This window comes from Bradyrhizobium lablabi (assembly GCF_900141755.1).
Classification (GTDB): domain Bacteria; phylum Pseudomonadota; class Alphaproteobacteria; order Rhizobiales; family Xanthobacteraceae; genus Bradyrhizobium; species Bradyrhizobium lablabi_A.
The window spans coordinates 1,801,864-1,814,759 of sequence record NZ_LT670844.1; the positions used below are offsets into that span (position 1 = coordinate 1,801,864).

The 12,896-nt window shown below is 62.1% G+C and carries 10 protein-coding genes and 1 tRNA gene; 3 read left to right on the forward strand and 8 right to left on the reverse strand.

What is annotated here, in order from left to right; all coding sequences use genetic code 11:
- Positions 1-22 precede the first annotated feature (22 nt).
- The 6 genes from B5526_RS08460 to B5526_RS08485 form a co-directional block, all read right to left on the reverse strand.
- Positions 23-853, reverse strand: a complete 831-nt coding sequence (locus tag B5526_RS08460) for a carbohydrate ABC transporter permease (protein WP_079537798.1) — start codon at positions 851-853, stop codon at positions 23-25.
- A gap of 3 nt (positions 854-856) precedes the next feature.
- A complete protein-coding gene (locus B5526_RS08465; RefSeq protein WP_079537799.1) occupies positions 857-1,729 on the reverse strand; it encodes a carbohydrate ABC transporter permease in 873 nt (290 codons plus the stop codon).
- Positions 1,730-1,854: 125 nt separating this feature from the next.
- On the reverse strand, positions 1,855-3,168 hold the full coding sequence (locus B5526_RS08470; protein WP_079537800.1) for an ABC transporter substrate-binding protein: 1,314 nt from the start codon (positions 3,166-3,168) through the stop codon (positions 1,855-1,857).
- Positions 3,169-3,360: 192 nt separating this feature from the next.
- Positions 3,361-4,314: a sugar-binding transcriptional regulator gene (locus B5526_RS08475; RefSeq protein WP_079537801.1), complete on the reverse strand. Its 954-nt coding sequence runs from the start codon at positions 4,312-4,314 to the stop codon at positions 3,361-3,363.
- Positions 4,314-4,979 (reverse strand): HAD family hydrolase, encoded by a 666-nt coding sequence (locus tag B5526_RS08480; RefSeq protein WP_079537802.1) that lies wholly within the window; start codon positions 4,977-4,979, stop codon positions 4,314-4,316. The genes B5526_RS08475 and B5526_RS08480 overlap by 1 nt, the downstream gene beginning before the upstream one ends.
- An 81-nt stretch (positions 4,980-5,060) precedes the next feature.
- The gene (locus B5526_RS08485) at positions 5,061-5,651 is read right to left on the reverse strand and encodes an NADPH-dependent FMN reductase (protein ID WP_079537803.1); all 591 of its coding nucleotides are present in this window, start codon (positions 5,649-5,651) and stop codon (positions 5,061-5,063) included.
- A gap of 101 nt (positions 5,652-5,752) precedes the next feature.
- Here B5526_RS08485 and B5526_RS08490 point away from each other — a divergent pair, with 101 nt between their 5' ends.
- Both B5526_RS08490 and B5526_RS08495 read left to right on the forward strand, forming a co-directional pair.
- Complete coding sequence (locus B5526_RS08490; protein WP_079544803.1) at positions 5,753-7,237, forward strand: amino acid permease; 1,485 nt, start codon at positions 5,753-5,755, stop codon at positions 7,235-7,237.
- 19 nt (positions 7,238-7,256) lie between these two features.
- Positions 7,257-7,802, forward strand: a complete 546-nt coding sequence (locus B5526_RS08495) for a hypothetical protein (RefSeq protein ID WP_244562229.1) — start codon at positions 7,257-7,259, stop codon at positions 7,800-7,802.
- 41 nt (positions 7,803-7,843) lie between these two features.
- Here the strand turns inward: B5526_RS08495 and B5526_RS08500 are convergent, their stop codons facing one another.
- Both B5526_RS08500 and B5526_RS08505 read right to left on the reverse strand, forming a co-directional pair.
- Positions 7,844-10,594 (reverse strand): ATP-binding protein, encoded by a 2,751-nt coding sequence (locus B5526_RS08500; RefSeq protein ID WP_079537805.1) that lies wholly within the window; start codon positions 10,592-10,594, stop codon positions 7,844-7,846.
- 132 nt (positions 10,595-10,726) lie between these two features.
- Positions 10,727-10,801 (reverse strand) — tRNA-Gln (locus tag B5526_RS08505).
- A gap of 283 nt (positions 10,802-11,084) precedes the next feature.
- Between B5526_RS08505 and B5526_RS08510 the strand changes: the two genes are divergently transcribed.
- Positions 11,085-12,869 carry an acyl-CoA dehydrogenase gene (locus tag B5526_RS08510; RefSeq protein WP_079537806.1) on the forward strand — a complete coding sequence of 595 codons (1,785 nt, stop codon included), beginning with the start codon at positions 11,085-11,087 and terminating at the stop codon, positions 12,867-12,869.
- The last annotated feature ends 27 nt before the right edge of the window (positions 12,870-12,896 follow it).

A 12,896-nucleotide genomic window follows, 5' to 3' on the forward strand; every position in this document is an offset into this window, starting at 1 on the left:
ATCCCTCGCCCTTTTTGCTGATCTATTTGACGGCGCCGAATGTCAGCCCGCGGACCAGCTGCCGCTGGGTGAACCATCCGAGAATGATGATCGGGGCAATGGCGAGCGTCGAGGCCGCTGACAGTTTTGCCCAGAACAGGCCTTCGGGACTTGAATAGGACGCGATAAAAACCGTGAGCGGCGCGGCGTCCAATGTCGAAAGGTTCAGGGTCCAGAATGCCTCGTTCCACGCCAGGATGAAGTTGAGAAGAAGTGTCGAGGCAAGGCCAGGAACGGCCATCGGCGTCAGCACATAGATGAGCTCGCGTCCGATGGTCGCGCCATCCATCCGCGCCGCCTCTAGGATATCCTTCGGGATTTCCTTGAAATAGGTGAAGAGCATCCAGACGACGATCGGCAGATTGCCGAGGCAAAGGATGAAGACGAGTCCCGCGCGGGTGTCCAGCAAGCCAAAATCCCGATAGATCAGATAGATCGGAACCAGCACGCCGACCGGCGGCATCATCTTGGTCGAGAGCATCCAGAGCAAGATGTCCTTGGTCCGCTTGGTCGGCGCAAACGCCATCGACCAGGCGGCCGGCACCGCGATCAGCATGGCGATGAGCGTCGATCCGCCGGCAACGATGATGGAGTTAAGCGCATGGTGAAAGTAGTCGCTGCGCTCCTGCACCGTCGCGTAGTTCTCTGTGGTCCAATGGAAAAATAGAAATTTGGGCGGCATGGCAAATGCATCAAGCTCGGTCTTGAAGCTCGTCAGCACCATCCACAGGATCGGCAGGAAAATCAGGAATCCGAAGAACCATGCCGCTGCCGTGGAAACCCACACGCGTCTCGAAGTTACCTTGCGTGCCATCGCCTAGGCCTCCAGGTTCCGTCCGATGATCCGCACCAGGAAGAACGCCACGATATTGGCGATCACGACCGCGACCAGTCCGCCGGCAGAGGCGTTTCCGACGTCAAACTGAATCAGCGCCTGCGAATAGATCAGGAACGCGATATTGGTGGTCTGCAATCCGGGGCCGCCGCCGGTCGTCACGAAAATCTCGGCGAACACGGTCAGGAGGAAGATCGTTTCGATCAGAATCACCACCGTGATCGGCCGCGCCAAGTGCGGCAAAGTGAGGTAGATGAACTTCGAAAGCGCGCCCGCGCCGTCCATCTCGGCCGCCTCCTTCTGCTCCTCGTCCTGTGATTGTAGCGCGGTGAGCAGGATGAGGGTCGCAAACGGCAGCCATTCCCAGGCGACGATCAGGATGACCGCGAACAAGGGCGCATCGGTGAACCAATCGATCGGCGTCATGCCGAGTCGCGTTGCGGCCCAGGCAAACAGCCCGGAGACCGGATGCATCATCAGGTTTTTCCAAACCAGCGCGCTGACGGTCGGCATCACGAAAAACGGCGCAATCACCATCAGGCGGACGATGCTGCGCCCGATCACCGGCTGGTCGAGCAACAGCGCCAGCGGCGTGCCGAGCAAGATAGTGATCGCCAGCACCGAGCCAACCAGCACCAGCGTGTTTAGCAGCGAGGTCAGGAAGGCGGGGTCGGTCAGAAAATATCTGAAATTCTCTAACCCGACAAAACTCTCGCTGCCCGGATCGAGCAGGCTGTAATGCAGCGTCGAAAAGTAGATCGTCATCGCCAAGGGGACGATCATCCAGATGAACAGCAACGCGACGGCCGGCGTCAGCAGGGCTCTTCCGAGAACTTGGGTCTGCTGGGTCGCCATCGCCGCCTCCTGCTATTTTTGGGAAACTCGATGAGGCTGCCGTCCGGCCAGTATCGGGCCGGGCGGCAGTCAGTTTTGCGGCGCGTCGGGAGGGGATCGCCGCAAGCGTCAAGTGTCGACGCGCTCTACTTGATATAACCGGCGCGCTTCATTTCGCGTTCGGTCGCTGATTGCGCGGCAGCGAGCGCCGCATCGACGGTCGATGCGCCGGAGAGGGCCGCGGCGAACTGTTGGCCGACGGTGGTGCCGATGCCCTGGAATTCAGGGATCGCCGCGTATTGCACACCGACGTAAGGCACCGGCTGAACCGTTGGCTTGTTCGGATCAGCGGCATCGATCGAAGCCAGCGTCAGCTTCGCGAACGGCGCGACCTTCAGATATTCAGGATTCTGATAGAGCGAGGTTCGCGTGCCCGGAGGCACGTTAGCCCATCCCTCCTTCTTGGCTACGATCTGGGTATATTCCTTGCTGGTGGCCCAGGCGATAAACTTCTCCGCCGCCTCGACCTTCTTCGATCCCGCCGGGATCGCGAGATTCCAGGCCCATAGCCAATTGGCGTTCTTTCCTAACCCCGTATTGGGGGCGAGTGCAAAGCCGACCTTGTCGGCAACCTTGGAGTCCTTTGGATTGGTCACCATGGAGGCGGCAACGGTGGCATCGATCCACATGCCGCATTTGCCGGAATTGAACAGCGCCAGATTTTCATTGAAGCCGTTCGAGCTTGCGCCCGGAGGGCCTGCGACCTTCATCAGGTCGACGTAAGTCGTCAGCGTTTTCTTCCACTCCGGCTTGTCGAATTGCGGCTGCCATTTCTCGTCGAACCAGCGCGCGCCGAAGGAATTCGACATCGCGGTGAGGAAGGCCATGTTCTCGCCCCAACCCGCCTTGCCCCTCAGGCAGATGCCGTAGACGCCAGCGGATTTGTCGGTGAGTTTCTTCGCCGCATCGATGACAAAGTCCCAGGTCGGCTTTTCCGGCATGGTCAGGCCGGCCTTCTGGAACAGGTCGGTGCGATACATCACCATCGAACTCTCGCCGTAGAACGGCGCGGCAAAGAGCTTGCCATCAACCGACACCGCATCACGGATCTTCGGAAGCAGATCGGCAACGTCGTAATCGGATCCGAGCTTGTCGAGCGGAACGAGCCAGTTCTTCTTGGCCCAGATCGGGACCTCGTAGGTGCCGATCGTGAGCACGTCGAACTGACCGCCCTTGGTGGCGATATCGGTGGTGACGCGCTGGCGCAGGACGTTCTCTTCGAGCGTCACCCACTTTACGGTTATGTCAGGGTTTTTGGCGGTGAACTCGTTGGTCAACCCCTGCATGCGGATCATGTCGCTGTTGTTCACAGTGGCAATGGTCAGGGTTGTCTGTGCAATCGAGGGGGCCGAGCCCAACAGGGTAACCGCGCCCACGAGGGCGCCGAGGACGTGTTTCACGGTAACCTCCCTATTTCCTAGCGTTGAGCATATGCCCACGCCTTGCAATTATGTTCACACCATGGATTAACCTTGTCAAGGTCAAGATGCGCCGGCTGCACGCCCGTTTGGGCAGGTGGAAGACTCCAGAACCGCCGCGGGCGGCCGCGGTTCCTGGCGGCCGTCGGATGCTAACGTCGCCGGGTCATCGGCTTACGGCTGCAGGATCGCGCCCGCGGTGGTCTCGTCGGTGATCAAGCCGTTGATCAGGCGACCCATCAGCGCCGCCCGGATCGCCGAAACCTTGGCGGATCCGACAGCCGCGCCGATGGTCAGGGTTTTGGCGGGCACTTGCGGCGGAATGCTGGTAAGGCGCAGGTTTGTTCCGCCCTTGATGACGCCCCCCTCCGCGTCGAACGCCCAGCCGGTCAGTTCGCCGACGGCGCCGAGCCGCATCAATTCCAAGAGCTCCTCGCGTGTGACAAAACCGTCAACGCGCACCTGCGCGCCCTGATCCATCTGCCCTATTCCGACCAACCGCAAATCGGCCTTGGCGGCAACGGCCCGCACCCTCGCGATCGGATCGATCTGGAGCATCTGGTCGCGTTCGCGCTCGGACGACATCAGAAACGGCAACGGCATCGGATAGTGCCGCGCCTTGGTGCGATCCGCGAGCCGGCCGACGGTATCGAAAAAACTCGCCGAGCCGTCGGCCGAGATATTTCCGACCAGCGACACGATCTGGTGGTTGGGGCAGTCGATCGGCGAGACGCGCTCGACCGCCGCGCGCACGGCTCTGCCGGTGCCGAGTGCGACGATCACCGGGGTCTCGCTGCGGAGCGTCGATTCCAGAATATTCGCGGCGCGCTCGGCGATGCCTGCGGCACCAAGCGGCGCCGCCGGGTCGGTCGGCACCACCTCGCAATAGACGAGATGGAACAAGTCCTTTAGCCGCGCGGCTAACTCCATGCAGGCCGCGATCGGATGCTCGAGCCGGAACGTGATCAGGCGCTCGGCCAGGCACAGTGAAACCAGGCGCTGCGCCGAGGCGCGCGACACCTTGAGCAGTTTTGCAATTTCGTCCTGGGTGTGACCGGCGATGAAGTAAAGCCAGCCGGCGCGGGCGGCTTCATCGAGACGCGATTTTTCGCTGTCCGACAATGTCATCAAAACGCGCCCAATTGGTTCGGCCAGAAATCAGCCATTCGCCCAAAGACCCGATCTGCGCCCGCATTATAGAGCAGCGCCCTGCCGTCGCGCGACTGATAATGGCTGCCGCCGACAAATCCCCAGACCGTCATGCCGGCCGCTTTGGCCGCGGTGACGCCGCTGACACTGTCTTCGATCACGAGCGTGCGACGCGGATCCGTCTGCATCTTATCGGCGGCGTACAGAAACAAATCGGGCGCCGGCTTGCCGCGCTCCACCATCTGCGCGGTAAAGAGCCTGTTGTCGAAATGCGGCGCGAGACCGGTCAACGACAGCGAGAAGGCGACACGATCGAAATCGCTGGACGAGGCGACGCAGTGCGGAATTTCCAAACCCTCCAGCACGGAGCTTACGCCTTCGATCGGGCAAAGCGCGGTCTCGAACGCCGCGCGAACTAGCGTTTTCAGTTCCGTCGAGAATTGCGCCGGGATCGCATGTCCCGACGCCTGATAGTGATCGAACACCGCGCTCACGCTTCGTCCAAGGAACAGGTCGAGCGCCTGATCCGGATCAAGATCGATGCCGTATCCCTTAAGGCCCTCCGAAAGGCAGCGGCAGCTCAGCATCTCGCTGTCGACCAGCACGCCGTCGCAGTCGAAAACGATGAGGTCGGGTTTGGTCATCGCAGGGTTCCATATCCCAATTCCCCCGCCGATCAGAGCATATGCTCAGGCCATGAGCAACAGCCCGCCCCATAAGGCCGTTCAATAGGGCGGCGCCTTGCGGGCCCGTTGCGCTCTCGCGGCCTCGGTCCACCAGGCGAGATCATCGGCAAAGCGGGGGAATGCACGGTCGAGCAATCTGCCAGCTTCCCCGATTGGCTTGCCGTCGGCCGTAAGCGCCTCCGCGATCGGTCCGACCGTCAGCGTGCTCGAGATCACGACCATGCCCATCTCGGACAAGGTTCCGTGCCAGATGAGACCCGACCGCGCTCCGGCGAGGCGACCGGCCGAATAGCTCGCGATCGCCGCCGGCCGCCAAAACCATTCCTCGAGGAAATGATCGGTCAGGTTTTTCAACCCGGGCTGCACCCCCCAATTATATTCGCCCGTGATAAAGACGAAGGCGTCCGCAGCGCGGATTTTGGCGGCGAGCGTCGCCATGGCCGCTGGCGCCGTGCCGGGCGCATACTCCTTATACATGCGGTCCAGCATCGGCAGTCCGATCGCCTTGGCGTCGATCAGCTCGACGTCTTCGCCGCGCCCGCGAAGTCCGGCCACCACATAGTCGGCGAGGCGGATGCCCATCCGATCGGAACGGTAGGAACCGTAGAAAACGAGGACGCGATTGGTCATGGATTAAACTCCGGATCGCGATGGCGATGAATCTCGGCCCAAAGCGTATCGCCCGCGCTATAGTCTACGGCATTATTTCCGGCATGGGACATCCATCCGCCATGGCAAATTTCTGGGCGCGCAAATCGACCGCCGATTTGTTGGACGAGGCCGCGCAGGGCGGAGGAGCGAACGGCGAGGCGCAGACGCTGAAACGCACATTGTCGGCGCTGAACCTCGTCGCGCTCGGCATCGGCGGCATCATCGGCGCTGGAATCTTCGTGCTGACGGGGCACGCGGCCGCATCCTATGCGGGACCCGCGGTCGCGCTCTCGTTTGTCATCGGCGCGGTCGCCTGCGCCTTCGCAGGCCTGTGCTACGCTGAAATGTCGTCGGCCGTTCCGGTCAGCGGCAGCGCCTATACCTACGCTTACGCCACGCTCGGCGAGTTCGTCGCATGGATCATCGGCTGGGACCTGATCCTCGAATACGCAGTCGGCGCCACCACGGTCGCGATCGGCTGGTCGGGCTATGTCGTCAGTTTTGCCAGGGATTTCGGGCTCGATCTGCCGACGCAATTTGTCTCCTCGCCCCTGACCTACGATCCCGCAGGCCACGCCTGGTCGTCCACCGGCGCGATCCTGAACGTCCCGGCTATCATCGTCATCGTCGTCATCACGGCACTCTTGGTCGCCGGCATCCGGGAGACCGCGCGGTTCAACAATTTCATCGTCGCGATCAAGCTTATTGTGATCGTGCTCTTCATCGTATGCGCGGTGCGCGCGTTCGACACCAAAAACTGGATCGCGCCGAGCAATCCCGCAGGCAACTTCATCCCGCCCAACGCAGGCCCAGGAATTTACGGCTGGTCGGGCATGATGCGCGGCGCGGCGGTCGTGTTCTTCGCCTATATCGGTTTCGATGCAGTCTCGACCGCGGCGCAGGAGGCCAAAACGCCGATGCGGGATATGCCGATCGGCATTCTGGGATCGCTCGCGATCTGCTCGGTGCTGTACGTCGTCGTCAGCTTCGTGCTCACGGGGATCGTGCCCTACGACCGGTTGAACGTTCCCGATCCGATCGCGGTTGGGATCGATGCGGCAGGCGTTGGCTTTCTTTCGCCGCTGATCAAACTGGGCATCATTTTTGGTCTCACCTCGGTCATACTCGTCATGCTGCTGGCACAACCGAGAATCTTCCGCGCCATGGCGCATGACGGCTTGCTGCCGGAGGTCGCGGCGAGCATCCATCCAACACTCCGCACGCCGCACGTCGCGACCATCTGGACCGGCGCGGTGGTGGCGGTTCTCGCCGGCCTGCTGCCGATCGGGCTGGTCGGCGAACTCGTCAGCATCGGGACGCTGTTTGCATTTGCCGTGGTATCGCTCGGCGTTCTCGTGCTGCGCATCAACGAGCCGGAGCTCAACCGCCCGTTCAAGGCGCCGGCGATCTGGCTGGTCGGGCCCGCGGGAGCCGCGACCTCGCTGTTCCTGATGTTCAGCCTGCCGGCCGACACCTGGGTCAGGCTCGCGGTCTGGCTCGCGATCGGCCTTGTGATTTATTTTGCCTATGGCGCGCGACGCAGCCGGGTCATGGTCCACAGCTAGCAAGGGAGTGAATACAGTCATGAGCAGCAGCGAGAATACGGCGCGACTTGAACCTCGATCGGCAATGGCGTCAGACGCGGCGGGCGCTCGCGACCGGGCATCGATGATCCGCGCCGGTGTGATCGGCGGATTGACCGGCGGCGTGATCATCTGGATCTACGAGGCCATCGTCTGGGTCGGGGTGCAGCATCTGTTGCCCTTGGCCGGCATTCCGCGCAACGCGACGGGCCTCGTATTCGGCAAGCAAGTACAGGACCAGCTCGGAATCGCCGCATATTTCCTCGGCACCGCCATCCATTTCTTTTTCACGATCGCCTGGGGCGTGCTGTTCGCTTACCTGTGGCCCTACTTCCGCCGCCAGGGTTACGAGGCGACCTTCGTTGCGCTGTTTTATGCGGTCATCATCTGGATCGTGATGCATGCCGCGATCATGGTCGCCACCACCAGCCATCCCGATTATTTCGACCCGATGGTGGTGATCGGCGGTTTCATGTCGCATCTGTTCTACACGGTGCCGCTGGCGCTGGTCGTCAAACGGCGGCTTGCGGCGGAGGCAACCGGCTAAGGTCCGGGATCACGGGCACTTCGGTGGACAAAGCTTATCGCTCACCCAAATCCGACCGCTCGATTGGCTACCATGCGGCGCCAAGCTTCGATGATGTACCGTCGGGCCTCCGCCGGGTCGAAGCGTGATCCGAGCGTGGTCGCCGATTCGAAGGCAGGGTTACCCAGCCTGGCCTTTGCTTTCTCGACGGCATTTCGCGCCGACCGGTCGAGCTTCAACGGCGACGCGTTGAGAGCGCCTGCCAATACGGCAAGTTCTTCATCCGCCTCCAGATCGCCAAGACGCAAGATGATCGAACGGATCGTCAGCCAAGTGTATAACGTTGCTCCGTGGCTCGGAAGTTCAATCAGTGAACGAACATAAATGTCCAACGCCTCGGCTGGCGGAGCACTCGCCGCTTGCAGGTCAGCGATCAGCTGTTTGACCCTTTGCGCTCCAAGATGATTGCCCGCCATTTTGGCCCAAACGGCAGCCGTTTGGTATTCATCGATGGCGACGTTGGGATCCTGGGCTACACCTCCGCGCGCGAAGTGGATGTAGCCCATCAGGGTCGGCTGCAAAATGGCTTGTCCAACTTCGGTGACTTCCCTGGCTAGTTCGCCGGCACCTTGCAAATCTCCGGTCCGCGCTTTGATAGAAGCGATCATGCAGAGCGACATGACCTCACACGGAATATTTTTGGCGCTGCGCGCCTGCTCGACTGCCGCCGCGAGATGCTCGATGCAGCCCTTCAGGTCCCCGGACCACTGGGCCATTTGCCCCAGCACATGGGAAAGCCATCCTTGACTGGATTGCATCCCGAGAGCTTCGGCTCGCAAACCCCGTTCGACGAAAGCGGTGGCGCTTGCCTGATCTCCTCCATGGTGGAAAGCGTGCCCGGCCGCGCCAGCAAGCAGGAGGGGCGCCTGATCGAGCTTATCGGCGCCGGGTCGAGCCATGATCTGCTCGTACCAATTGCCGGTTTCCGCGCCTCGGTGCCAGTAGTTGAACAGGAACAGAGGGACAGCCAGGTCCGCGGCCAGTTTCAGATCGCGCGTAATGGCCCGATCGAAAGCAGCCCGCAAGTTGGGCATATCATCGTAGATCGCGTTCGCGGCCTTGCCCTCATTGATACCAGCGATTTGTTCGCCTAGTTGCCGAGCTCGGGATGCGTAGACTTCCCCATGTCGGGTTTCGACGGTCTGTAGCAAACCGGCTCGGTCGAGTTGCTCCCGTCCGAAAGCCTGGACTGTTTGGAGCATTCGCAATCGTGGCTGGTTTCCCGTGGACCGGCACAAGAGCGAGGTTTCGATCAACTTGTCGATCCCGCGGAGCGCGTCGGATTCACTGGGCATATCGCCCGCACAGATAGCGAGGGCCTGTTCTTCGTGGAAAGAGCCGGAGAGTGCCGATAGCCGCTGAAGAACCCGACGGCTGTTGAAATCCAGAAGATCATATGACCATTCGAGCGTGTTTCGAAGCGTTCGGTGGCGGCCGGGTCGTCCCCGAAAGCTGCCTGCGTACAAATCAAGCGGTTTGGTTACCCCGCTTTCAATGCTCTCCAGTGAATGCTGGCGGAGCTGGGCGGCCGCGATCTCGATGGCGAGAGGAATGAAATCGACGCTGGCGCAAATCCTCTCGATCGCAGCAAGATCTTCAAGGCTCGGTTGGAACCGGTGCTCTGCCAAGCGGCCTCGTTCGATGAAAAGACGGAAGGCCGCCGATTGTCCCAAGCGGTCCCGCGAACGCGAATCCAGGGACGGGACCTCGTAGATAGCCTCGCCCTCTACACCGAGCGTGCCGCGGCTGGTGTTGATCAAAAATACTTCGCCGCAGGCCGAGCCGAGTTCGGTGACCGCGTCGGCGATTGGGTCGAGCACATGTTCGCAATTGTCCATCACCAATATGGCGCGCGCCCCGTGCAGGCGTTCGAGCACCTGCACTCGCGGATGCACGCCGGGCGATGGTGGAATCAGAAGAGCCTCTGCTATGGCGGGCCAAACCTCTCTGTCCCGCTCGAGCGCTGAGAGATCAACAAGCCAGGCGCCACCTGAGAAGGACGGTTCCAGCGAACGGGCAAATTCCATTGCAAGCCGGGTTTTGCCGATACCGCCCGGACCGACGAGAGTGATCAATCTCGACTTGAGTGCCAGTTCGGCCAGTTCTTCCAGCTCCCGTTCACGGCCGAGAAAGGAGCTCAGATTGGCGGGCAAATTGCCTCCGGCGCTCTCCCGTTTGCCGCCAATCGGCGGGAAGGTGCTCGGCAGGTCCGATGCGCAGACCTGGTGCACACGGATAGGTTCGATGCCCTTGAAATGGTGTTCGCCAAGATCGGCCAGCTGGAAGGGCGACTGAACCGGTTCGCTTGCCAGCCGCTGGACCGTGACATCCGACAGCAGGATCTGATCGGCGTTCGCGGCGCTTTGCAATCGTGTGGCGGTCGGCAGAGCGGGACCAAAATAGTCATTCGCGCCCCTCGCCCGCGTCGGTCCTGTGTCAATACCGAACCTTACCTGAAGCCGGCCGGTCGGGCCCCACGCAACGCGACGCATCTCGCGCTGCGCTTCGATCGCGGCCATCACCGCGTCCACCGGACGGTCGAATGCCGCCAACACGCCGTCGCCCGTGCTTCTGAAGGGGTCGCCGGAATGACGACGGATCGAGGTATGAAGGATCTGATCGTGCAGATCCATCGCGCCCATCATGTCGTTCGGAAAGCGGCGAAGAAGACCGGTGCTGCCGACGATGTCGGTTGTGAGAATGGTTCGTTCGCGGCTCTCGGACGGTATCTCTAACGATTGGGTCCTGGTCATGGACACGGGCTCAAGGTATCGGCATACATCTTTCCCAACGTCGGAAGCGAAGCACCAACACGCCCACTTCCACGCCGTTCGGCCCAGAAACCGGCTGAACGCGGGATCGGCGCCTCGCCATCGCGGACAGCCTGGCTGGGGCGGGAGGATTCGAACCTCCGTATGGTGGAATCAAAATCCACTGCCTTACCACTTGGCGACGCCCCAATATGCGGTCCGGAACGAGGCCACCGGCCCCCTCTGGCATCGCCGGTCTATAGAGGGAGTTGAGCCATTTCAACAGCCGTGAGGCCAAATTCCGGTTGAATTGGAGGCGACGTTTCATTCCCTTGCGATGAGGCGTGCCGCCACGCCAATTGGTCGCCTTTTCGGGGTCAAAACGGCGCTGCCTCCGGGCGTCGCAAGGCTCGATTTGACCCGGTGGAGAGTTGAGAGCGAGGCGGTTTCGTGAGAAGACGGCAGCCCTGTCCCAGTCTACCGAGAGACGGTCATGACCTACCGCGCGCCGATCAACGACATGCTGCTCGCCCTTAACCATGGCGCCGGCCTCGAGGCCGCCGTGAAGGCCGGCCATTACGGCGATTTCGATGCCGACATCACCGCCGCCGTGCTGGAGGAAGCCGGAAAATTCGCCTCCGACGTCTTGGCACCACTCAATCGCGTCGGCGACGAGCACGGCATCAAGCTCGAGGCCGACAAGGTCATCACCGCCCCCGGCTGGCCCGACGCCTATCAGCGCTGGTCGGCGGCGGGCTGGAACGCGGTGTCCGGCCCGGAGGCGTTCGGCGGCCAGGGGCTGCCGCTCGCGATCAACGCCGCCTGCACCGAAATCTGGAGCGCGTCGAACATCGCCTTCGGCCTTTGCCCGCTCCTGACGCTCTCCGCGATCGAGGCGCTCGACGCCCATGGCAGCGCGGAGTTGAAAAAAATCTATCTCGAAAAGCTCATCTCGGGCGAATGGACCGGCACCATGCAGCTCACCGAGCCGCAGGCCGGTTCGGATGTCGGCGCGCTGCGCACCCGTGCCGAGCGTGCTCCCGACGGCAGCTACCGCATCAAGGGCACAAAAATCTTCATCACCTATGGCGACCACGACATGACCGATAACATCGTGCATTTTGTACTTGCACGATTGCCGGACGCGCCGGCGGGCACCAAGGGCATCTCGCTGTTTCTGATTCCAAAACTCCTCGTCAACGCCGACGGTTCGCTGGGCCTGCGCAACGACATCTATGCCAGCGGCGTCGAGCACAAGCTCGGCATGCATGCGTCCCCGACCTGCACCATGACCATGGGCGATAAAGGCGGCGCGATCGGCTACCTGATCGGCGAAGAAAACAAGGGCATGCAGTGCATGTTCACGATGATGAACCAGGCCCGGCTCGGCGTCGGCCTCGAAGGCGTCGGCATCGCCGACCGTGCCTATCAGCAGGCGCTGGCGTTCGCGCAGGAGCGGCGCCAGGGCCGCGCCGTCGGCAAAGCGGGCGATGGCTCGGACCCCATCATCGTGCATCCCGACGTCAAGCGTATGCTGATGCAGATGCGCGCGCTCACCGCGGCGGCGCGGACGATTTGTTACGCCACGGCAGTGGCGCTCGATATTTCGGTGCGCGCCAAGGATGCAAAAGTGCGCAGCGAGGCCGCGGCGCGCGGCGCGCTGCTGACGCCCATCGCAAAAGCGTTCTCCACCGACATCGGCAATGAGGTCGCTTCCCTCGGCGTGCAGGTCCATGGCGGCATGGGTTTTGTCGAGGAAACCGGTGCCGCGCAGCATCTGCGCGATGCCCGCATCACCCCGATCTATGAGGGCACCAACGGCATCCAGTCGATCGATCTCGTGACCCGCAAACTCGCGGCCAATGGCGGCGCCTCGGTCTGGGGCCTGCTCGGCGAATTGACTTCGATCGTCAAGCGGGTCGAAGCCTCCAACAATCCCGCCTTCGGCACCACGGGGCCAAAACTGCGCGACGCGCTGGCGTCGCTGGAGCGCACCAGCAAATGGCTGCTCGAGCGCGTCACGTCTGCACCGAACGATGCGCTCGCCGGCGCGACGCCGTATCTCAGACTGTTCGGCTCGACGCTCGGCGGCTGCATGCTGGCGAACGAGGCGCTTGCCGCGCGTGATCTCGGCGAAGGCGCTGGCGATCCGGCGCGCTACGTCACGCTCGCGCGATTCTTTGCCGAGAACATTTCGGTGCAGGCGCCTTCGCTCGAGCGCGCCGTGATCGACAGCGCCGAGGCGGTCAACGGCGCGGATGCGGTGCTGTTGGCGTAACACTCTCCACCCGTCGTCCCGGCGAAC

Coding starts and splice junctions, on each gene's coding strand:
- B5526_RS08460 (WP_079537798.1), bottom strand. CDS start 853: ATGGCACGCAAGGTAACTTCGAGACGCGTGTGGGTTTCCACGGCAGCG.
- B5526_RS08465 (WP_079537799.1), bottom strand. CDS start 1,729: ATGGCGACCCAGCAGACCCAAGTTCTCGGAAGAGCCCTGCTGACGCCG.
- B5526_RS08475 (WP_079537801.1), bottom strand. CDS start 4,314: ATGACATTGTCGGACAGCGAAAAATCGCGTCTCGATGAAGCCGCCCGC.
- B5526_RS08480 (WP_079537802.1), bottom strand. CDS start 4,979: ATGACCAAACCCGACCTCATCGTTTTCGACTGCGACGGCGTGCTGGTC.
- B5526_RS08485 (WP_079537803.1), bottom strand. CDS start 5,651: ATGACCAATCGCGTCCTCGTTTTCTACGGTTCCTACCGTTCCGATCGG.
- B5526_RS08490 (WP_079544803.1), top strand. CDS start 5,753: ATGGCAAATTTCTGGGCGCGCAAATCGACCGCCGATTTGTTGGACGAG.
- B5526_RS08495 (WP_244562229.1), top strand. CDS start 7,257: ATGAGCAGCAGCGAGAATACGGCGCGACTTGAACCTCGATCGGCAATG.
- B5526_RS08500 (WP_079537805.1), bottom strand. CDS start 10,594: ATGACCAGGACCCAATCGTTAGAGATACCGTCCGAGAGCCGCGAACGA.
- B5526_RS08510 (WP_079537806.1), top strand. CDS start 11,085: ATGACCTACCGCGCGCCGATCAACGACATGCTGCTCGCCCTTAACCAT.